The sequence below is a fragment of the Ruminococcus sp. D54t1_190329_F1 genome (assembly GCF_015551645.1).
GTDB classification, from domain to species: domain Bacteria; phylum Bacillota; class Clostridia; order Lachnospirales; family Lachnospiraceae; genus Blautia_A; species Blautia_A faecis.
In genome coordinates, this window is the sequence record NZ_JADNDC010000009.1 from 1 (window position 1) to 21157 (window position 21157).

20 protein-coding genes and 1 rRNA gene are annotated in these 21157 nt (G+C 43.9%); all 21 read right to left on the bottom strand.

Annotated features, from left to right (window positions below):
- Positions 1-182 (bottom strand): 16S ribosomal RNA (locus tag I2D69_RS05490); the annotation flags it as partial.
- Between the two features lie 588 nt (positions 183-770).
- Positions 771-2147 (bottom strand): DNA repair protein RadA, encoded by a 1377-nt coding sequence (gene radA, locus I2D69_RS05495; protein WP_173717283.1) that lies wholly within the window; start codon positions 2145-2147, stop codon positions 771-773.
- Entirely contained in the window at positions 2141-2554 is a 414-nt protein-coding gene (locus I2D69_RS05500; RefSeq protein WP_148462737.1) for an endosialidase, read from the bottom strand. Before I2D69_RS05500 ends, radA begins: the two co-directional genes overlap by 7 nt.
- A gap of 181 nt (positions 2555-2735) precedes the next feature.
- Positions 2736-5195: an ATP-dependent Clp protease ATP-binding subunit gene (locus I2D69_RS05505; RefSeq protein WP_195379522.1), complete on the bottom strand. Its 2460-nt coding sequence runs from the start codon at positions 5193-5195 to the stop codon at positions 2736-2738.
- 62 nt (positions 5196-5257) lie between these two features.
- Positions 5258-5629 (bottom strand): GntR family transcriptional regulator, encoded by a 372-nt coding sequence (locus tag I2D69_RS05510; protein ID WP_118579020.1) that lies wholly within the window; start codon positions 5627-5629, stop codon positions 5258-5260.
- Positions 5630-5770: 141 nt separating this feature from the next.
- The gene (locus tag I2D69_RS05515; protein ID WP_195379523.1) at positions 5771-6664 is read right to left on the bottom strand and encodes an SseB family protein; all 894 of its coding nucleotides are present in this window, start codon (positions 6662-6664) and stop codon (positions 5771-5773) included.
- 208 nt (positions 6665-6872) lie between these two features.
- Positions 6873-8066, bottom strand: a complete 1194-nt coding sequence (locus I2D69_RS05520) for an FprA family A-type flavoprotein (protein ID WP_173717279.1) — start codon at positions 8064-8066, stop codon at positions 6873-6875.
- Between the two features lie 141 nt (positions 8067-8207).
- Positions 8208-9482: a phosphoribosylamine--glycine ligase gene (gene purD, locus I2D69_RS05525; protein ID WP_195379524.1), complete on the bottom strand. Its 1275-nt coding sequence runs from the start codon at positions 9480-9482 to the stop codon at positions 8208-8210.
- A gap of 10 nt (positions 9483-9492) precedes the next feature.
- Positions 9493-10119, bottom strand: coding sequence for a phosphoribosylglycinamide formyltransferase (purN, locus tag I2D69_RS05530; protein WP_195379525.1), 627 nt, complete (start codon positions 10117-10119; stop codon positions 9493-9495).
- On the bottom strand, positions 10113-11138 hold the full coding sequence (gene purM, locus I2D69_RS05535) for a phosphoribosylformylglycinamidine cyclo-ligase (protein WP_195379526.1): 1026 nt from the start codon (positions 11136-11138) through the stop codon (positions 10113-10115). Before purM ends, purN begins: the two co-directional genes overlap by 7 nt.
- 129 nt (positions 11139-11267) lie before the next feature.
- Positions 11268-11774: a 5-(carboxyamino)imidazole ribonucleotide mutase gene (gene purE, locus I2D69_RS05540; RefSeq protein ID WP_118579028.1), complete on the bottom strand. Its 507-nt coding sequence runs from the start codon at positions 11772-11774 to the stop codon at positions 11268-11270.
- Positions 11775-11914: 140 nt separating this feature from the next.
- Complete coding sequence (locus tag I2D69_RS05545) at positions 11915-13975, bottom strand: aminopeptidase (RefSeq protein ID WP_195379548.1); 2061 nt, start codon at positions 13973-13975, stop codon at positions 11915-11917.
- Between the two features lie 118 nt (positions 13976-14093).
- Positions 14094-14690 carry an HD domain-containing protein gene (locus I2D69_RS05550; RefSeq protein WP_195379527.1) on the bottom strand — a complete coding sequence of 199 codons (597 nt, stop codon included), beginning with the start codon at positions 14688-14690 and terminating at the stop codon, positions 14094-14096.
- Between the two features lie 74 nt (positions 14691-14764).
- Positions 14765-15079, bottom strand: a complete 315-nt coding sequence (locus I2D69_RS05555; RefSeq protein WP_195379528.1) for a DUF6142 family protein — start codon at positions 15077-15079, stop codon at positions 14765-14767.
- A 273-nt stretch (positions 15080-15352) separates the two neighbouring features.
- On the bottom strand, positions 15353-15814 hold the full coding sequence (locus I2D69_RS05560; protein ID WP_226855197.1) for a VanZ family protein: 462 nt from the start codon (positions 15812-15814) through the stop codon (positions 15353-15355).
- Positions 15815-15825: 11 nt separating this feature from the next.
- Positions 15826-15978: a hypothetical protein gene (locus I2D69_RS05565; RefSeq protein WP_173717277.1), complete on the bottom strand. Its 153-nt coding sequence runs from the start codon at positions 15976-15978 to the stop codon at positions 15826-15828.
- A 79-nt stretch (positions 15979-16057) separates the two neighbouring features.
- Positions 16058-16732, bottom strand: coding sequence for an orotate phosphoribosyltransferase (pyrE, locus tag I2D69_RS05570; RefSeq protein ID WP_118579037.1), 675 nt, complete (start codon positions 16730-16732; stop codon positions 16058-16060).
- 275 nt (positions 16733-17007) lie between these two features.
- Complete coding sequence (locus tag I2D69_RS05575) at positions 17008-17913, bottom strand: dihydroorotate dehydrogenase (protein ID WP_118579040.1); 906 nt, start codon at positions 17911-17913, stop codon at positions 17008-17010.
- Positions 17910-18692: a dihydroorotate dehydrogenase electron transfer subunit gene (locus I2D69_RS05580; protein WP_195379529.1), complete on the bottom strand. Its 783-nt coding sequence runs from the start codon at positions 18690-18692 to the stop codon at positions 17910-17912. Before I2D69_RS05580 ends, I2D69_RS05575 begins: the two co-directional genes overlap by 4 nt.
- 10 nt (positions 18693-18702) lie before the next feature.
- Positions 18703-19629, bottom strand: a complete 927-nt coding sequence (gene pyrF, locus I2D69_RS05585; protein WP_195379530.1) for an orotidine-5'-phosphate decarboxylase — start codon at positions 19627-19629, stop codon at positions 18703-18705.
- Between the two features lie 46 nt (positions 19630-19675).
- Complete coding sequence (locus tag I2D69_RS05590) at positions 19676-20971, bottom strand: dihydroorotase (protein ID WP_195379531.1); 1296 nt, start codon at positions 20969-20971, stop codon at positions 19676-19678.
- Positions 20972-21157 lie beyond the last annotated feature (186 nt).

The window sequence follows — 21157 nt, forward strand, 5'->3', positions numbered from 1 at the left end:
TAGCAGTCATTTCTGGCTGTTATCCCCCAGTATAAGGCAGGTTACCCACGCGTTACTCACCCGTCCGCCACTAGAAACAGATCAAATCCGCCGAAGCCTCAATGAAATGTTTCCCGTTCGACTTGCATGTGTTAAGCACGCCGCCAGCGTTCATCCTGAGCCAGGATCAAACTCTCTGATAAAATGTGTTAGCAATTCAGCGCTGCTTGCAGCAACTTAATTGCGACTCACACTGATTAAGCCGAAGGCTTAAGAAGTGTTTGATTCACTCAAGACAACCAACTAGCTTAGTTATCTCTCGTCATTACTGTTTTAAAAGTTTCATTCGAAAATGAATTGTATAAAGAAATTTTCGAGAATCGTATGTGTTTCACTGTTTAGTTATCAAGGTTGTTTCGCTGTCATCTCTTTGCGACAGCTTGCTTACTTTATCATATCTTTCAAATCTTGTCAAGCACTTTTTTCAAAAGTTTTTCAGATTTTCAAGATCCTGTCTAAAGTTGTTCGTTTCTGTCGTTCTGTTCAAGCAACTTGATTACTTTATCATAAGTTCAGTCATTTGTCAACAGTTAATTTAAATTTTCTGAAAACTATTTTATTTTTCAGTATTTCAGAAGCAATTCCTTGCGACAGCTTGTTTACTATACCACTATCGTAAGGAATCGTCAAGCACTTTTTACAAAAAAATCCATATTTTTTGTACAGGTTATCATTGCTTACTTTTTCAAGTATTATTTCTCTATCTATTTTCACAAACGTAAACATAAAACCTATTTGCTCATAATATACCGGATGGCCTCCTGAATCTGTCTCACATAGACCAGATTAACCCCATCTGCTTTTTCCACTGAATTTCTGCATACCTCAGGCAGGATCACGGTGTCAAATCCCAGCTTTTTCGCCTCCTGCACTCTCTGCCCTGCCATACTTACAGCACGTACTTCTCCACTAAGTCCAATTTCACCAAAAGCCATCAATTTATCTGGAATTACAATATCTTTCATGCTGGATGCAATTGCCAGACAGATTCCAAGATCAATAGCCGGTTCTGTCATCTTCATCCCTCCGGCAATATTTACATAGGCGTCAGAAGAAGCAAGATGAAGCCCAACTTTCTTCTCCAATACAGCCATGAGAAGATTGACCCTGTTAAAATCCGTTCCCACAGCAGTCCTTCTTGGAATACCAAAATTACTCTCACAAACCAATGCCTGAATTTCCACAAGGATCGGGCGTGTCCCCTCCATAGAACATGCCACAACACACCCTGACGCGTTCTCAGGGCGTCCCTCTAAAAGATACTCCGAAGGGTTGGAAACCTCTTCAAGACCAGTTCCCTGCATTTCAAAAACGCCAATTTCATTGGTAGAACCAAATCGATTCTTCACCGCACGCAGGATCCGATAGGAAGCATGTCTGTCTCCCTCAAAATAAAGCACTGTGTCAACCATATGTTCCAGCACTCTCGGACCTGCCACATTGCCCTCCTTGGTCACATGACCAACAATGAAAATCGTTATTCCAAGACCTTTTGCAATCTGCATCAGTACATTCGTAGACTCTCTTACCTGAGAAACACTCCCCGGTGCAGAACCAATCTCCTCATCAAACATAGTCTGAATAGAGTCCACAATAGCTACATCTGGTTTCTTTCGTTCCATTACTTCTCGTACAGTATCCAGATTGGTCTCACATAAAAGCTGAAGGTTTTCGTTGAAAGTACCGATACGGTTAGCACGAAGTTTGATCTGACGCAAAGACTCCTCACCGGAAATATAGAGAACAGAATTTCCATTCTCAGCCAGATTCCGGCACACCTGTAAAAGAAGGGTGGATTTTCCGATACCCGGATCTCCCCCCACAAGAACCAAAGACCCGGGGACAATGCCGCCCCCGAGTACTCTGTCAAGTTCACCTATTTTCGTTGTCTGACGTTCATCTTCTTTCAGACTGATCTCCTTCAGAATCACCGGTTCAGACTGCTGCCTGGATACGGACTTACCGCCTCCTGATGCCTTTTTCCCTGTGGATACAGGTTCTTCCACAAAAGAATTCCAAGCCTTACAGCCAGGGCACTGTCCCATCCATTTCGAGGATTCGTAACCGCACTCCTGGCAAAAATATACCATTTTTTTGTTTTTTAACATTTTACAATTTTTACATCAACAGCTGAGCCATTTCCAAGTTCTACGCTGAAAGAAAGCTTTCCGCCAAGGTTGGTCTCCATTTTGCCTGTGCTTGCTCCGTCAAGATATACTTCATACTGAGCTTCTGCCTCAAGTTCAACTGTGATCTGTGCATCCTCCGGTCCTTCTACACGAAAACTCATCTGACTTCCGTCCTGCGCAAGATCAAACACAGCGGTACCTGGTACGGACTCATATACAAACATACCATTGCGTTCCAGCTTGGTGATCTCCTTGAATGTTTTTACTTTATACATATCTCCCTGATGGGGATAGTCTGAAACCTTTGATTTCTGGTTTTTCTCATAATCTCCAAAGCTGATGGTACCATTTTCCTCTGTACGGATCAGTTCCTTTACTACTGCCATGATGCTTGTCCTCCCTAAGACTCTTTCGTTATGTTCTCCAGCGGATTTCTCCTCGCCAGATCCTTTTCACCGGTTCCCCGATGTTGTACATATTATATAATAAAACTTTTTTCTTTGCCAGTACCTTACATAAAATTTATAGTAATTTTAGAAGATTACTGGTTACTTTTCAAACCTGATCTTACTTCACAATAAAACGAATTTCTTTATTTCTATACTGTACCTGCACGATGTCTCCCCGCTTGATCTTGCCCTCCAGGAGCTCATTTGCCAGCCGGTCTTCTATCTTGGACTGAATGGCCCGGCGAAGAGGTCTTGCACCGTATTTAGCATCAAATCCGGCTTCTGCAATATAATCTACTGCAGAATTCGTCACATTCAGATGAATATCCATCTGTTCCTCACAACGTTTTTCCAGTGATTTCAGGAGCAGGAGTACAATCTTACGGATTTCCTCCTTATTCAGGGTGTGGAATACCATAATCTCGTCAATTCGATTCAGGAATTCCGGTTTGAAAAGACGACGCACTTCTTCCATAACGCCGGATTTCATTTTTTCATAATCCTTTTTCTCATCTTTCTGGGAAATAAACCCAAGCTGCTTCGGTTCTACGATTGCCTGGGCGCCCGCATTGGAAGTCATGATAATGATCGTCTGTTTAAAATCCACTTTTCTTCCGTGGGCATCTGTAATATGGCCGTCATCCAGCACCTGAAGCAAAATGTTAAACACATCCGGATGTGCTTTCTCGATTTCATCAAAAAGAATGACACTATATGGATTTCTGCGTACTTTTTCGCTGAGCTGTCCGCCCTCATCATATCCCACATAGCCTGGCGGAGAACCGATCAGCTTGGAAACACTGTGTTTCTCCATATATTCAGACATATCCACACGAATCATAGCCTGTTCACTGCCAAACACAGCCTGAGCCAACGCCTTGGAAAGTTCTGTTTTCCCAACGCCTGTAGGTCCAAGAAACAGGAAAGAACCGATTGGACGGTTCGGATCCTTCAATCCCACACGGCCACGTTTTACAGCCTGAGAAACAGCATGCACTGCTTCCTCCTGACCAATCACACGTTTGTGAAGTTCCTTTTCCAATTGAGCAAGACGTCTGGTCTCTCCTTCCGTCAGTCTTTGTACCGGAATTTTGGTCCAGTCGGATACAATGGAAGCTACAGCTTTTTCGTCCACTTTTCCGGATTTTCTCTGATTCTTCTTTTCTTCTTTTACTTGAAGCTGCTCAAGTCTGGCTTCTGCTTCCTTCTGTTTCTCCTGGCATTCTTTGGCAAGACTTAAATAACCAGTTTTGATGGCACGCTCTTTCTCCTGAAGGATTTCCTGAATCTCACGGCTTAAATCCTCAATCTCGGAAGAAGCCTGATATCCGGAAAGCTGTACCTTAGATGCGGCTTCATCAATCAGGTCGATTGCTTTATCCGGAAGGAATCTGTCGTTAATATAACGTACTGACATTTTAACTGCTGCTTCCAAGGCTTCATCTAATATTTCAACTTTATGATGTCTTTCATAGTATGGGCGAAGTCCTTTCAGGATCTCGTAAGCCTCCTCTTCAGAAGGCTCTTCCACGGTGACCGGCTGAAAGCGTCGCTCCAGAGCGGCATCCTTCTCTATATATTTGCGGTACTCTTCCAGAGTGGTCGCACCTATGATCTGCAATTCTCCACGGGAAAGAGATGGCTTCAGAATATTGGAAGCGTCAAGGGCGCCTTCCGCACCGCCAGCTCCAATAATTGTATGAAGCTCGTCAATGAACAGAAGAATCCCCTGATTCTCACGTACTTCATCCACGACCTTACGGATACGCTCTTCAAATTCACCTCTGTACTTGCTTCCAGCCACCATTCCAGACAGATCCAGCACTACCAGACGCTTGTCTTTAATCGTCTCCGGAACACTACCTGCAAGAATCCTCTGGGCAAGCCCCTCTGCAATAGCAGTCTTGCCTACCCCGGGTTCGCCTACCAGACATGGATTGTTCTTGGTTCTACGGCTTAAGATCTGGATCAGTCTGCTGATTTCCTTTTCCCTTCCCACAACAGGATCCAGTTTGCCCTCTGCTGCCATCTGGGTCAGATCACGGCTGTACTGGTCAAGTGCCGGTGTCGGGCTGCCTCCGGGATTTTGCATGGCCTTGGCAGCCTGGAACTCTTCCTGAATAGACTCATTGTCATAGCCCATGGCTCCAAGGACTGCTGCATAAAGCTTCTGGATATTCACTCCCATCGTATATAAAAGCCTGGTTCCAACACAGTCCGTCTCGCGGAGCATGGCAAGGAGCAAATGCTCCGTTCCGGCCTTCTCACAGCCAGAATTCTGTGCCTCTGCCACAGCACTTTCCAGAACCTTCTCTGTTCTCGGACTGTATACCGGCTTCATTTCAATCTCAGTTACATTTCCCACTTCTGCCGGAGTCACCAGCTTGTCGATCAGTTCCACCAGCTTCTTGCCATCTACCTGAAATTCCTCCAGGACTCTTCCGGCAGCGCCTTCTGTCTCACTTAAAAGTCCCAGCAAAAGATGTTCTGTACCAATATAGCCCAGTTCAAAGTCAATGGCTGCTGCCTTTGCCAGTGTCAGGGCTGTCTGAGCCTGTTTCGTAAATTTATTTCGCATTGATCAATTGTTCCTCCTTACGCTAGTGTACAAACAAGTTGATTTCTCGAACAATCTCGCTTTTATTTCTCATATTCATCCAAAATCTCATCTATAAGACTATGCACTTCTTCCCTGGTCACATTATTGCAGCAGCCTCTTGCCAGCGCAACACGCAAATTCTGCTTCAGTTCCTCCATAGCCCTTAATTTATCCACATCCAGGCAGATTACCGCGCCTTTTCTTCTGTCAATGGAGACAAATCCTTCCTGGCGTAACAAGGAATAGGCCTTGTTTACTGTATGCATATTAATTCCAATGGTATCCGCAAGCTGTCTGACAGATGGAAGGGGATCTCCTTCCTGCAGCCGGGATGTGGCAATTCCCATAATGATCTGATTCATCAGCTGGGTATAAAGTGCCTCGTCACTCTGGAAATCTATCTCTATTACCATTTTATCCCTCCCTGTAAAAAATAGTGAATATTACAAAAACAAAGGGACCGGAGTCATACTGCCCCGGTCTCTTCCTGTCTTTCGTAATAAACACTTTGTCTAAATATAAGCCATCTGCAAAGCTGGCAGCGCTCCCTATTCCTACTGAACCGGTGTCTCAGCTGCCGGTGCTTCTTCTGCCTTTACTTCACCCTTTGATGCCTTAGTCTCCTGAGCTGCTGCCTCAGCAGGCGCATTCTCAGCCGGTGCTGCAGCTGGAGGGATCTCAACACCCAGAATCTTTCCAAGCTGTACTCTGTCAAGGATCAGATTGAATCCCATCGGGTTGATCACAAATGCCTTCGCCTGGTTAATGATAAGACCTGGCAGTTTGGCAAATGGAACCTTGGCTGCCCGAAGCTTCTTGCCTCTTGCAAATTTATCAAATTCCATAACATCTGTAAAAGCCGGCTGAAGAATATCACCCTGTTTGTTCTTAAGATATGGAATGTTAACCTTGGTCGGGTCTTCCGGATCAGTAGCCATAGCTACCAGGAATTCGGATTTCTTAAGATTCACGATCAGCTCTTCTTCCATTTCACGAAGGTTCACAGTGCGCTCCTCTTTCTTAATCGGGCGACGGAGTTCCTGCATAAAATAGATACCCGAAAGCTGAAGAGTGGAATTAAAAAGTGGCTGCTTCTTCGGCTCAAGCTGGCTAAAGTCTGCCTGTCTGGCAATTCTGGTAAGCTCAACCTCAATCTGATTCTCTCCATCAACCCATACTACACTGTTTACACCGATTGCATAAAGTGTGCCGTAGAATCTTGGGTAGTCTTTCTTCTCATATTTCATTCCCATAAGAAGAATCTTATCCTCTAATTTCTTCTTGCCAAATGCTTTAATCTCTTCTTCTGTGGCAAATACCCACACCTGATCATTAAAGCTCTCCTGATCGCAAATTACATATGGAAGCTTCGTAGCCTGTGAATACGCTACAAAGATTTCGTCTCTTGTCTGTAATTCCTTAATTGCTTCCTGTTCAGTGATTCCCATGTCATTATCCTCTCAGTCCTGGTTTCCTGCTGTCGTATACGAAAATTCTATGAACCTTGTCCTGTCTGGCAGATTTCAAAACATATCGACAAAAACCTAATATAGGTTTTATTTTATAACAAAATTGCAAAAAAGTAAAGTCTAACCGTCAGTGTTTTTATGCAATTTTACCGCGTTCCTGGCATCCACTGATCCGACAAACTTCCTCTTATTTTGTCATAAATTCTACAATCTTATCAAGCTGTGCCAGCTGGTCTTCTTTCAGGGCAGACTTTACCGTTACCGTCTCTTCATAGATTTCCATATCTTTCATACCAGAAAGGATCTCCTTCATCTGCTTACCTGCAGTAGAAGCCCAGGTACCGTTTTCCAGAACTGCCACTTTTCTCTTCTGCAGATTGTGGGCAGCAAGTTCATGAAGCAGGGTTTCCATCTTCGGGAAAAGTCCTGCATTATAAGTCGGGCAGGCAAATACGATTCTGTCACAGCGGAATGCTTCCGCTACCAGATAGGAAGGATCTGTTACAGAAACATCATAAACCTTCACATTCTTCTCCCCTGCATCTGCCAGTCTGCCTGCCAGAACATCAGCTGCATTCTCAGTATTTCCATAAATGGAGGCATACATAACCACAACATTATGGTCTTCAGGGGTATAAGTGCTCCATTTCTGATACTTGTCAATAAACCATCCAAGATCCTCTCTCCAGATAGGACCATGAAGTGGGCAGATCATGGCGATATCAAGTGTAAGGGCCTTTTTCAGGGCACTCTGAACCGGTCCGCCGTATTTTCCAACAATATTTACTAGATATCTTCTGGCGTCATCCAGCCACTCTTCTTTAAAGTTTACTTCATCTGCAAACACATTTCCATTCAGCGCCCCAAAAGTACCAAAAGCATCTGCGCTGAAAAGCACTTTGTCATATGCATCGTATGTAACCATTGCCTCCGGCCAGTGAACCATGGGGATCATGGCAAACGCAAGGGTATGTTTACCTGTACTGATGGTATCTCCCTCTTTGATCACAACTGCATGGGCGTCCACGTCAAAGGTAAAGAACTGTTTCATCATGTTAAAGGTCTTGGCATTTCCCACAACCTTCACTTCCGGGAATCTTCTTACCACCTCTTCCACAATTGCACAATGATCTGGTTCCATATGGTTTACGATCATATAATCCAAAGGTCTGTTTCCAAGAACATGCTCCAGATTTTCAAAAAACTGTCCGCTTACAGACTTGTCAACTGTATCCAGAAGCACGGTCTGCTCATCCAGGATCACATAAGAGTTGTAGGAAACTCCTCTTGGAATCGGGTAAATATTTTCAAAAAGGGCAAGTCTTCTGTCACTTGCACCGATCCAGTATAAATCTTCGTTTACTTTCTTCACATTGTACATAATGGTTCCTCCTAATGCTTTTGCTAAACAAATTCTGCAATACAGAATTCTCTGACTTTTGTATTTTCATCCTGTCAGGACTTCTATAACCAAAAACAGACAGGAAACACTCTTGTCTCCTGCCTATTTTATACCACTTAATTATGCTTCGTCAATTGCTTTTCCAATATCATGGCGCATATATTTATTTGCGAAAGTGATCCACTCTGTTGCCGCATAGGCATTTTTTCTGGCCTCTTTCAGATTGCTGCCTGTGGCTGTGATTCCTACAACACGTCCACCATTTGTAACGATCTGTCCATCCTTAAACTTGGTTCCGGCATGGAAACAGTAATATCCCTCTTTATCCTTGAAATTCTCAAATCCATACATCGGGATTTCTTTCTCATATTTCACCGGATATCCGTCACTTGCGAGAACTACACAAACAGCGGCATTGTCCTCAAACTGAAGATCGATCTGATCCAGAGTTCCATCAATGCAGGCTTCCATAACTTCTACAATGTCGTTCTTCATACGCGGAAGAACAACCTGTGCTTCCGGATCTCCGAAACGGGCATTGTATTCCAGTACCTTCGGACCATCTGCTGTCAGCATCAGACCAAAGAAAATGATTCCTTTAAATTCTCTTCCCTCAGCGGCCATTGCATCCACAGTTGGCTGATATACATATTTCTTACAGAACTCATCCACCTCTTTTGTGTAGAAAGGACTGGGAGAAAAGGTTCCCATTCCGCCTGTATTTAAGCCCTGGTCACCGTCCTTTGCACGCTTATGATCCTGTGCGGAGGTCATGGTTTTAATTGTTTTTCCATCTACAAAAGAAAGAACGGAAACTTCACGACCAGTCATAAATTCCTCAATAACCATGGTATTTCCGGCGCTTCCAAACTTCTTATCTTCCATGATCTCTTTCACACCAGCTTCTGCTTCCTGAAGATTCTGACAGATCAGAACACCTTTTCCAAGAGCAAGTCCGTCTGCTTTGAGGACGATAGGGAATTTTGCTTCGGTGCGAAGATAAACCAGTGCCTTTTCCGGGTCATCAAAATTCTCGTATGCGGCCGTTGGAATGTTGTATTTCTTCATCAGATCCTTGGAAAATGCCTTGGAGCCTTCCAGGATTGCTGCATTTTTACGAGGTCCGAATACCCGTAAACCACGGGATTCAAACTCGTCTACTATACCGCCTACCAACGGATCATCCATACCGATGATGGTAAGGTCTATCTGATTTTCCTGAGCAAAATCAGCAAGTTTTTCAAATTCCATAGCACCAATGTTCACGCACTCTGCATACTCTGCAATTCCTGCATTTCCCGGTGCACAGTAAATCTTATCTGCATTAGGGCTTCTGGATACACTCCATGCGATTGCATGCTCTCTTCCGCCGCTTCCTACGATCAGTACCTTCATAATCTCCTCCTTAATCGCTGATAGTCACAATATGATCTTCTACCGAAATCTTTCCATTGGCAATAAGATTAATTGCTTTCGGAAGGATCTTCCACTCTGCCTTTTCCATTACACTTCTCTGAAGAGACTGGGGGGTATCATCCGGCTCGATTTTTACTGCTTTCTGCAAAATAATAGGGCCGGTATCTGTACCTGTATCCACGAAATGAACAGTAGCACCTGTTACCTTCACTCCTCTTTTTAAGGCAGCTTCATGAACATGAAGTCCATAGTATCCTACACCGCAAAAGGATGGGATCAGGGATGGGTGGATGTTGATAATCTTATTTGGAAATGCCTCCACGATCATAGGTGGAATTGCAACCAGATAGCCAGCAAGAACAATCAGTTCTGCACCGCTTTCCTGCAATTTCTTTAACAGTGCCTTATGAAATTCTTCACGTTTTTCAAATTCTTTAGGAGAAATACAGACAGCCTCTATACCATGGTTCTTCGCTCTTTCCAGTGCGTAAGCATTTGGATTATTGCTGATCACAAGGGAAACTTCCGCATTGGTGATCCTGCCGGAATCAATGGCATCCAGGATTGCCTGGAGATTGGTACCGCCTCCTGATACCAGGACAGCAACCTTTAGCATAATGTCACTCCCTTTTCTCCTGCTTCAATACGTCCTACTACGTACGGTGTCTCACCTGCTGCCTTGATTGCTTCCATAGTCTTATCTACATCAGCCGGATCAACTGCCAGAACCATACCAAGTCCCATGTTGTAGGTGTTGTACATCATCTTTTCTTCAATGTCTCCAGTCTTTGCAAGAAGCTTAAAGATCGGAAGCACCGGATAACTGTCTTTCTCAATCACGGCTCTTGTGCCCTCTTTCAGCATACGAGGTACATTCTCATAGAAACCACCGCCTGTGATATGGCTGCATGCGTGGATCTTAACCCCTGCATCTTTAATGCTCTTAAGAGCTTTTACATAAATCTTGGTTGGTGCGATCAAGGCCTCACCAAGGGTAGTTCCAAGTTCATCATAATATGTGTCCAGAGACTCTTTTGTCATCTCAAACACTTTGCGGACAAGAGAAAAACCATTGCTGTGTACGCCTGAGGATGCCATTCCGATCAGCACATCTCCGGTATTTAAATTCTCTCCTCTAATCAGGTCTTTTTTATCAACAACGCCAACTGCAAATCCAGCCAGGTCATACTCGTCTACCGGATAAAATCCTGGCATCTCAGCAGTTTCGCCGCCGATGAGGGCTGCGCTTGACTGGCTGCAGCCTTCTGCAACACCTTTTACGATCTCAGCAATCTTCTCTGGATAGTTCTTTCCACAGGCAATGTAGTCCAGGAAGAAAAGAGGTTCTCCGCCTGCACATGCAATATCGTTTACACACATTGCCACACAGTCGATTCCAACAGTGTCATGTTTATCCATAATAAATGCCAGTTTCAGCTTGGTTCCAACTCCGTCAGTTCCGGAAACCAGTGTAGGCTCTTCCATATCCTTGAAGCTGTTCATGGAAAAAGCACCTGAGAATCCGCCGATTCCTCCAAGTACCTCTGGTCTCATAGTCTTTGCAATATGCTGTTTCATTAATTCTACTGATTTGTATCCTGCCTCAATATCAACGCCCGCGTTCTTGTAATCCATGCCTTTTTCCTCCCAGAATTTTATGGTTTCTATTATGGTGTTTATTATGGTTTTCATAGAAAGATCCTGCCTCGCAGGATTCTTCACCTGCATCAGCAGAAAAGGTTATTCTGCCCCTGCTGTATAATTCTATTTTGTATAAGCCTTATGTCCCACTTCCTGTAATTTCGCATCCTTGGCTTCGACCTGCTCTTTCAGCTCCTGGCTGTAGGCTTTCAGACGTGCAAGAAGCTCCGGATCGGATGTTGCAAGAATCTTCGCTGCAAGAAGACCAGCATTTGCCCCTCCGTTAATTGCAACAGTTGCTACCGGAATGCCGGATGGCATCTGTACAATGGAATACAGGGAATCTCTTCCCCCAAGTGATGTAGTGTGCATAGGAATTCCGATAACCGGCATCGGGAAAATCGCTGCGCACATTCCTGGTAAATGTGCTGCCATACCGGCACCTGCAATGATGACCTTAAATCCTTTTTCCTCAGCTGTCTTCGCATAATCAAAGAACACGTCCGGCTCTCTGTGTGCGGAGATGATACGCATTTCGTAATCAATCCCAAGTTTCTCCAGAATGTCTGCTGCCTTGCTCATTACCGGCATATCTGAATCACTGCCCATTACAATTCCTACTTTTGGCATAATATTCTCCTCTTTTAGTTATATTTAGAACTACCATTCGCGTAAATTCTACTAAGAATAACATTTTCTGTCAATACGATTGAGGCAAAGAAAAATTTTATAGGGCTAATTAATTTTGCTGTTAGATTTTAAACTTTCCTTTATTCCTCAAAAGGTTTATTCAATTCTTCCGTTCCGGCCAGCACAAATCTGCCATCCTCAATAATCGAAATTTTCTCCCCATTCTTTCCAGGAACACAGATGCTTCCCAATTCATCATAAGGAATGGTAATATCTGTATGACAGCCAAAGTACGCCTTGCTTATATCTTCTTTTCTCAAAATGGAGATTTCATTATCTCTTGCAATGATCTCTTTTCCATCCGGATTGTACACGGCAGTATCCTCAGACCAGCTGTAACAGGTATCACCTACTGCAAAATGAGGTCCCATTTTTTCTGCGATCAGAATAGGCAGCTTATCTGCAATGTTGTATTTCTTCGCAGCTACATAAGCCGTAGTATTCGTTCCGATTGCAAATTCACCCATTGGAAGTGTTGGATGATGGAACAGGATATTATCCTCAATATATTTTTTATTCTCTTCTTCATTTTCAAAATTTCCGCAGGAATAGGATGCAATTTTTCCATCTTTAAATTCAAGCTTCAGATCACGAAACTGAAGGCCTTCCAGATATACCTGGCTTACATGAAGAAGACCGTCTGTTCCGGAAAGAACCGGGGAAGTAAACACTTCACCAACGGGAATATTTACATCCGCTACACAGTTCTCGAAATTGGACTGCTTCGCCGGGTCGGTAAGAGTGTGCAGATGTATCCTGAGATCTGTTTCATTTGCTCCTTTTCCCTTTACAGATACCCATTCTGCAGTATCCAGAGTATCAATAAGGGTCTGCTGGATTTTCTGATAAAGCTGGTAATCCAGGGTGTTGATTTTCACGATCTGGCGGAAAATCTCCTCATAATCACCGCCGATCTCAGGGACCGGATATGCAATAATGGTAAAGCTTCTCTCATCACCTTTTATGTAGCGGTTTGTAATCTGTCCAGCTTCATTTTGCATCTCAATTTCCAGCTTCTGCTGGACATCACTGAACTGCCATGCCTCTTTTACACTCACCGGTGAAAACGGAGCTTCCCCAAATACCTCAATGCAGGCTGGACCAGCGTGAACATACGCCAGCTCCTTATATTTCTCATAGGAAGTCTGCAGGGCACGAAGGCGCTTCTGCACAAAATCCTGATCCAAAAAAAGTGCCCCGTCCTGTCGATGATCATAGTCAAACTGCGGGTTTGCAACAGCGCCTGTATAGCCAATTCTATAAGAGCCACGCCTGTTTACCGCATGGGTCGGATAGCGATATATAACTGGCTTCAGCCCCATCTCCTCAAACTGAAGAATTGCCGCTTTTACCATACGTTCAAAACCAAGGTTGTAGCGGATATTGACTGTTTTCTTTTTGCTCAGGTCTTTGTGTCCATTTACAAATCCCAAACGGTAGCCCTCTGTATAGGTTCTTGCGCAGGAATCGATTTCTTCCTGGGAAAGACCGTTAAGAAATGCAGCCACTCCAAGTTCATTCTCTGTAATGCATTCTCCAAACAGATACAGGTAACGAAGGTCTGAAAAATCAGAATTCATAATAATTTTTGCCGCAAAATCCAGCTCCGGGTCCACGCACTCTCTAGTGCGGTACTCTATCATATCCTGGCAGTAATCATTTGCATAGGAATTTAAAATCCCCCTCAATTCTTCCTCTGTAGGAACCTCTTCCTGAGCAAAAGCGCCATAAACTTCCAGAAACAGCTCCAGAAGCACAGTTATGTCCCACAGCCTCTTTTCAAAGGCATAGACCACAATACCACGCAGCTCTGCATACAGGAAAGAAAAGTCTTTTCCGTATTCCCCAAGCTTTTCACAGGCATAAACCGGATTTCCGTAGCTGTTTCTATAATTTTCCGGAAGGATATCTGCATACAGATCACGATTCAGTTCTTTCCATTCATCTATAGATAAATCAGCCGCATCTGCAAGTTTCCTTGGTTCCCTGGCTTCTCCCAAAAATACAACGCCATCCATAATTTCCACATTTTTTTCAAGAAAAGCAGCTGTTTTCTGGAAAAAGTCCAGATATGGCATCTGTACTGCTTTCTCCTCTTTGATCTCACATACTCTTTCTTTTGCAAGAGCATAACGTTCCATCAGTAATTCGTCCACACGTTTCCCTCACTTTTCATTTTTATACAAAGCTATCCGTCACGGCACCGACAGCGCCTGTTTGAATAATTTTTTTCCGCGATCAGCACACTTCTTATTCTTTTTAGGACATATCGTCGATCACATGTCCTTTTTCTACATGCTGGTCAATCAATTCCTGCATATATTCCCAGATTTTTGGTGCTCCCTCACCAGTACGGCGGTTTCGTGTGTAAATCTGACTTTTCTTCACGCCATGCTCTACCCAGCTGATTCCATCTGTAGCATTGTTCAGAAAAAGTGGCTGACTGTTGTCCAGCATGTGCGCATATTTGGCCTCTGGTGTTTCATAAGCTTCGAACTCTTCCCAAAGATCATAAAGCCATTTTCCCTGGTCTTCTGGAAGAAGGCCGTAAATGCGCTGTGCAGCAGCTTCTTCTCTTGTATGCTGGGTAGCTCCCCCAACAGCGTCATAAGCATAGGTATCTCCGGCATCAATCTCTACCAGATCGTGAATCAGTACCATAGGAATGACTTTGGAAAGATCAACTTCCTCTGGTGCATATTCTTTCAAAAGTACTGCCATAAGTGCCAGGTGCCAGGAATGTTCTGCATCGTTTTCCTTGCGTTTTCCATCCGCCAGATAGGTCTGACGCATAATATTTTTCACTTTATCTGCTTCCAGAATAAAGTCTAATTGCTTTTTTAAACGTTCATCCATATATATTCCCCTTTCCCCTGTCTGATCAATTATTATTGCTTTCAAACGTATTTCCGCAATACATACGCCGTGCTCTACAATCCAGTCAGGTATACTCCGATCCACACAATCAGAAACAATCCATTGCTGATTGAACCGATAATGCTGGTTTTATGGCTTCTGCCCTCTTCAGAAAAGCTGAGCAGTCCCATAATAAATCCGTATACGGAAAGAAGGGTGGCAAATAAGCCCACTCCTCCTACCAGAAACCCAAAGCTGTCATCCAAAAGATACGCCATGACAACAGCCGTTATAAACAACAAAAAGGACGCTGCCGCCAGACCGGCAGACAGCTTCCCTTTTTTCGCTTCTTTTTTCTTTGTAAATGAATATCTATATCTTCTTGCCATAATGGAACTTTCTCCTAAATGGACATGTCTGCCCACGCAGGCATGTCAAAATATGAAAGTCAGCTGCTGCCATACAATATCCATAAATCCGCTTAGGTAAGCATGGCTCATTCATGGCTGCTATCCAGGACTTTCCTTCGAATATGATGTTACTGTTCACTTCGTTCACAGTAACACGCTTCGCGATGCACAGAAATCATGCTTTGCATAATTTCGCGCCGCAACTCTCGGGTTTTCTGTGAACTTTGTTCACAAAAAACACCTCGCGGAATGTTACCAGTGAACAGTAACAATATGATTACAGACGAAAAAAAGAACATACCCCAAGGTTGCCCCCAGGGTGTTCAAAATCATATCATCCACATCAAAACAGCCAACCTTCGTGACCAGCTGGATCACTTCCACAGTCAGACTTAATATAAATCCTGATACACAGATGAGAAAACCGCTGTTCATTCTTCGGAAAATAACAGGAAGGATAAACCCGAAAGGCAGGAAGCCTATCACATTTCCGAATATGTTGGAAAATACTGCAAATGTGCCAAGCTGCTCCCGGTATATCCAGAACCTTCTGATTTCCACAAAGGGAATCAGATTATACCTGTATACCCGTTGCGCCTCTGCCGCCCTTCCATATTCCTCTGAAAAGAACAGAAAGTAGACAAGAAAGATTATATAGATGACGAACAGCAGGATTCCCATACGGCGAATTAAAGTCTTCGTTTCCTTTTTCAAAAAAAATCCCCTTAAATCATCATATCGGATTTGCCCTTCAGAAGTCTGGCACCGTTCACGATCATGAGAATACCAGTGGACACACCCGTCACCAGTGTGATGATCCCAAGTGCAATACTTCCGGCACCCACGCCAGATACGATTTTATAAAGCTTTTCACTCATCAGCATTTCCTCCTTTTATCATTATGCCGCCAGTTGCCGCAGCACACTTTCAGAATTTTTAATGCTGCATAGAATTTTCTTATTCTGCGCCGTACTGCTCATAGTATGCATCAATAGCAGCTTTTAATGTGTCATCAATGATGACTTTCCCTTTATACTCTTTGTTGTAAAGATGCTCTACCACCTCTGCCATAGTTACAATAGCAGTTGTCTTAAGACCATATTTTTCCTCAATCTCCTTTAAAGCGCTCTTGGTACCCTGTCCGCGCTCCATACGGTCTACAGAAACCACAAGACCGATTGGGGAAACGTCACCCTGAGCTTTGATGATCGGCAGCGTCTCCTGAATAGAAGTTCCGGCTGTCGTAACGTCCTCGATGATCACAACCTTATCTCCGTCCTCAATCGGGCTTCCAAGAAGAATTCCCTTATCCCCATGATCCTTTACCTCTTTACGATTGGAGCAATAGCGGATATCCTTGCCATACTCCTCGCTGATTGCCATTGTCGCTGCAACAGTCAGCGGAATTCCCTTGTATGCAGGTCCAAAAAGCACATCAAAATCCAGACCAAATTTGCTCTCAATTGCTTTTGCATAATACTGTCCTAATTTTCTTAACTGAGCTCCTGTACGATAAAATCCTGTGTTTACAAAAAACGGAGTTTTTCTTCCGGATTTGGTTACGAAATCTCCAAATTTCAATACATTGCAATCAATCATAAACTCAATAAATTCCTGTTTATACTGTTCCATTTTTATCCTCCTCGTATATGGGCTGTATCTGTTATTGGTCTTTCTTAAATCATATTTGAAAAAGCTCTTGCATACGCCGGTTTCAAAGTAAAACCCGGTTACATTATTGTTCACTCCGTAATCAGTAATGTAACCTTCGCGCTCTCTTTATAGTAGCACAAAATATGGGCATGGTCAAAATCTCTTTTAAACCGCGAAGTAAAACCTATTTCAGTGTTACTGTTCACTCCGTTCACAGTAACACGCTTCGCGGAATGTCACCAGTGAACAGTAACCTATTTCACACATCCAATCAGCTCATTAATATCTTCCACTTTCTGTCTCTCAAGGAATGCAGCCATACCATCCACAACCTCCTGAGTAGTGTATGGATTGATGAAATTTGCAGTTCCTACAGATACTGCGGTGGCGCCCGCCATAATAAATTCCAGGGCATCTTCAGCACTTGCAATTCCACCCATTCCGATGATTGGGATCTTCACTGCATTTGCCACCTGATAAACCATACGCACTGCCACAGGCTTCACAGCCGGACCGGACATACCGCCTGTTTTATTTGCCAGTGCAAACGTTCTGCGGTTAATATCAATCTTCATTCCGGTAATGGTGTTAATAAGGGAAACCACATCTGCACCGCCTGCTTCTGCTGCCCTTGCCATCTCTGTAATATCTGTTACATTAGGACTCAGCTTCATAATCACCGGCTGTCTGGCATATTTTTTTACTTCTCTTGTAATGGCCTCCAGAGCCTTGGGATTCTGTCCAAAGGCAATGCCGCCTTCCTTTACATTCGGGCAGGATACATTGATCTCCAGCATATCTACTGGCTCATTTCCAAGACGTTCCACAACCTCACAGTAGTCCTCTGTGGTCTTTCCGCATACATTTACAATGATCTTCGTATCGAATTTCTTCAGAAATGGAATATCTCTCTCACAGAAAACATCGATTCCGGGATTCTGAAGACCGATAGCATTCAGCATTCCTCCTGTGGTCTCTGCCACACGGGGCGTAGGATTTCCAGGCCACGGCACATTTGCCACGCCTTTTGTCACGACTGCACCAAGATTATTCAGGTCTACAAATTCACTGTATTCCGCACCGGAACCAAATGTTCCAGATGCAGTCATTACTGGATTTTTCAGAGTCACTCCTGCAAGATTTACGCTCATTTTGCTCATAACTCCACCTCCGTACTTCTGAACACCGGGCCGTCTTTACATACGCGCTTATTGTGTACATGAGAATGGGCATCCGTTTCTGTGGACTGGCATACACAGCCAAGGCAGGCACCGATTCCACAAGCCATGTGCTCTTCCATGGAAACCCAGCAGGAGATTCCCTTCTCCAGTGCATAGGCCTTGATGGCGCGAAGCATAGGCTTAGGACCACAGGCAAAAATCACGTCTGCTTCCAGGTCATTCTCCCGGATCGCATCCATTACATTTCCTTTGGTTCCGGCAGAGCCGTCTTCTGTTGCAATGTATACCTCACCATTTTTTTCAAATTCCTCATTTAAAAACAGCTCATCACGATAGCCAAGAACTGCAATCTTCTTAGCATCCAGCTGCTTCATGGTCTCCAGCATAGGCGGAACACCGATTCCTCCGCCCATAAGGAATACCTTCCTGCCAGCAGCCTCTTCCAGCGGAAATCCATTTCCAAGAGGTCCAAGAAGTTCAAGCTGTGCACCTGCATGCAGTCTGGAAAAGCTTTCTGTACCTGTTTTCGGACCTGTTACACGATAGACAAGGCGAAGTGCACCTTTTTCTTTATCAATCTCACAAAGACTGATAGGACGTGGCAGCAGTTTGCTTCCATCCTGTGTATAAACGGAAACGAACTGTCCAGGCTTCGCATTCCCTGCAATGGTCTTTGTCTGAATCCACATGCTGTAAATGTCTTTTCCAATACATTCCTGGCTGAGGACTGTACAGGTTTCTTTTACCTTTGTACCCATTTTCTTCCTCCTAGCGGTTCTCAAGTGCAGTGCTGATATCAAGAATCATGTCTTTCACTGCCTGACGGGAAGCATCTGCATAGTTCGCTTCACCAAACTTTGCGTATTTCTCCTGCTTGTAAGCTGCAATAATTCCTCTGGAGGAGTTTACGATAGCACCAAGGCCATCTTTGTTAAAGAAATGTACAAGATCTGCACCCTTACCACCCTGTGCGCCATATCCTGGTACCAGAATAAAGGTTTTTGGCATAAGTTTTCTTAATACTTTTCCCATTTCCGGATAGGTAGCACCTGCAACTGCGCCTACATAGCTGTAACCGTCTCCCATAAGCTCATCTCCCCATTTGGCAACTTTCTCGCCTACCCACTCATAGAGAGGACGTTTTTCAATTATTCTGTCCTGGAACTCACCGCTGGACGGATTGGAGGTCTTAACCAGAACAAAAATTCCTTTTTTCTCTTCTTTACAAACATCCATGAAAGGCTTCACTCCGTCTGTTCCAAGATATGGGTTTACAGTTGCAAAATCCTCATTAAATGGAACATAAGTCTTGCTTCCTACCTGAACCTTTCCAAGATGTCCGACGGCATAAGCTGCAGATGTGGAACCGATATCACCACGTTTAATATCTCCAATTACTACAAGGTCTTTTTCCTTGCAATAATCTACAGTACGCTTGTAAGCCATAAGTCCCGGAATTCCAAACTGTTCATACATAGCGATCTGCGGCTTCACAGCAGGAATCAGATCATATGTGGCATCCACAATTCCTTTATTGTACTGCCAGATTGCTTCTGCAGCACCTTCCAGCGTCTCTCCGAATTCCTTGAATGCAGCTTCCTGGATCTGCTTCGGAATATAATTCAGCATTGGGTCAAGGCCTACTACAATAGGGGCTCCTGTTTTCTTGATATTGGCAATAAGTTTGTTGATCATGGGTGTTTCCTCCTTAATATGTTTTCCTGGAAATTTCATTTTTTTCTTATTTAGCAGCAGAATCCTTGTACGCAATCTTACCATCGCAAATAGTGTATAGAATCTTTCCTTTCACCTCTTTGCCCTCAAATGGGGTGTTTTTGCCTTTGGAAACAAAGTCTGCTTTGTGAATGGTATATGGATTCTTAATGTCCGCGATTATCACATCTGCCGGATGTCCTTTCTGTAAGGTTCCACATGGCAGGTTCAGAATCTGAGCCGGATTGTAACTCATCTTCTCTACAAGCTGGGAAAGAGTGAGGATTCCAGTCTCTACAAGAGCGGTGTAACTAAGTGCAAAGCTGGTCTCGATTCCCACAATTCCGAAAGCTGCGGTTCTCATGGAACCGGTTTTGTCTTTCTGGGTGTGTGGGGCATGATCCGTACTGATTACCTGAATGTAGCCCTCCTTCAGACCTTCAATCAGCGCCTCCACATCTTTCCTGGTACGGAGAGGCGGATTCATTTTATAGTTTGGATCATCTCTTTCAATATCATCAGATGTGAGTATAAAATGATGGGGGCAAACTTCTGCTGTTACATTCTCAATACCTTCTGCCTTTAACATTTTCATCATAATTGCAACACCTTTTGTAGAACAGTGGCAAAGGTGCAGCTTAGCGCCTGTCTCAATGGCAAGCAAAGAATCTCTTGCTGCAATAGTATCTTCTGTGGAATTGCAGATTCCTGGAAGCCCAAGGCGTTTGGCGTTCTCATCCTCATTCATGCAGCCGTTTCCACGAAGAGACATATCCTCACAGTGATCAAAAATAGGAAGTCCGGCTTTCACGGCTTCTTCCATCGCCTGCTTGCAAAGGCTTGCTTTCATAACAGATTTGCCATCTTCGGAAAGAACAGGTACTCCCGCTGCTGCCATGCCTGCAATATCAGAAAGCTCCTCCCCAAGTTCTCCCTTTGTCATGGCTCCTGCCTGGAGCACATGAATAGCGGAAACCTGCGCAGCTTTATTTTTCACATAATTTGCACGGTCAGGGCTGTCAATAACCGGTGTGGTGTTCGGCATCGCCACTACAGTAGTCACACCGCCTCTTGCAGCTGCATGGGAACCGGTTTCAATGTCTTCCTTCTCCGTCTGTCCAGGATCACGAAAATGTACGTGAAGATCCACAAGGCCTGGCATTACTACCAGTCCCTTAGCGTCTATAATCTTGTCATCTTTATCCTTTGCTTCCAGCTTCTCTCCCACTTTTTGGATTACGCCGTCGTCCAGATAAACATCCGCAATTTTATCAATCTGAGCAGCCGCATCCACAACACGTCCGCCTCGAATCAGAATACCCATTTGGTTCTCTCCCTTCTGGTATAACGTAAACTTTATCACAACCTATCATACACGAATTTTTTCATTTAATAAAGAGTTTTTTTCCCTTCCGTCATTTTTCCTTATATCTTCCATCCAATTATATTTTTTGTTGCACAATTTTAATTATCCTTGACTTTTTTTAGTTCAGGTTATATAATCAATCCA

What these genes read in the sequence shown, in the direction of transcription:
- I2D69_RS05510 (WP_118579020.1), bottom strand. Translation starts at nt 5,629, where the DNA reads ATGGTAATAGAGATAGATTTCCAGAGTGACGAGGCACTTTATACCCAG.
- I2D69_RS05545 (WP_195379548.1), bottom strand. Translation starts at nt 13,975, where the DNA reads ATGGAACGTTATGCTCTTGCAAAAGAAAGAGTATGTGAGATCAAAGAG.
- purD (WP_195379524.1), bottom strand. Translation starts at nt 9,482, where the DNA reads ATGAAGGTACTGATCGTAGGAAGCGGCGGAAGAGAGCATGCAATCGCA.
- purN (WP_195379525.1), bottom strand. Translation starts at nt 10,119, where the DNA reads ATGCTAAAGGTTGCTGTCCTGGTATCAGGAGGCGGTACCAATCTCCAG.
- I2D69_RS05550 (WP_195379527.1), bottom strand. Translation starts at nt 14,690, where the DNA reads ATGGATGAACGTTTAAAAAAGCAATTAGACTTTATTCTGGAAGCAGAT.
- I2D69_RS05565 (WP_173717277.1), bottom strand. Translation starts at nt 15,978, where the DNA reads ATGAGTGAAAAGCTTTATAAAATCGTATCTGGCGTGGGTGCCGGAAGT.
- pyrF (WP_195379530.1), bottom strand. Translation starts at nt 19,629, where the DNA reads ATGATCAACAAACTTATTGCCAATATCAAGAAAACAGGAGCCCCTATT.
- I2D69_RS05555 (WP_195379528.1), bottom strand. Translation starts at nt 15,079, where the DNA reads ATGGCAAGAAGATATAGATATTCATTTACAAAGAAAAAAGAAGCGAAA.
- purM (WP_195379526.1), bottom strand. Translation starts at nt 11,138, where the DNA reads ATGGATTACAAGAACGCGGGCGTTGATATTGAGGCAGGATACAAATCA.
- I2D69_RS05500 (WP_148462737.1), bottom strand. Translation starts at nt 2,554, where the DNA reads ATGGCAGTAGTAAAGGAACTGATCCGTACAGAGGAAAATGGTACCATC.
- I2D69_RS05590 (WP_195379531.1), bottom strand. Translation starts at nt 20,971, where the DNA reads ATGGGTATTCTGATTCGAGGCGGACGTGTTGTGGATGCGGCTGCTCAG.
- radA (WP_173717283.1), bottom strand. Translation starts at nt 2,147, where the DNA reads ATGTTAAAAAACAAAAAAATGGTATATTTTTGCCAGGAGTGCGGTTAC.
- I2D69_RS05580 (WP_195379529.1), bottom strand. Translation starts at nt 18,692, where the DNA reads ATGGGTACAAAGGTAAAAGAAACCTGTACAGTCCTCAGCCAGGAATGT.
- I2D69_RS05505 (WP_195379522.1), bottom strand. Translation starts at nt 5,195, where the DNA reads ATGCGAAATAAATTTACGAAACAGGCTCAGACAGCCCTGACACTGGCA.
- pyrE (WP_118579037.1), bottom strand. Translation starts at nt 16,732, where the DNA reads ATGGAACAGTATAAACAGGAATTTATTGAGTTTATGATTGATTGCAAT.
- I2D69_RS05575 (WP_118579040.1), bottom strand. Translation starts at nt 17,913, where the DNA reads ATGAGCAAAATGAGCGTAAATCTTGCAGGAGTGACTCTGAAAAATCCA.
- purE (WP_118579028.1), bottom strand. Translation starts at nt 11,774, where the DNA reads ATGCCAAAAGTAGGAATTGTAATGGGCAGTGATTCAGATATGCCGGTA.
- I2D69_RS05520 (WP_173717279.1), bottom strand. Translation starts at nt 8,066, where the DNA reads ATGTACAATGTGAAGAAAGTAAACGAAGATTTATACTGGATCGGTGCA.
- I2D69_RS05515 (WP_195379523.1), bottom strand. Translation starts at nt 6,664, where the DNA reads ATGGGAATCACTGAACAGGAAGCAATTAAGGAATTACAGACAAGAGAC.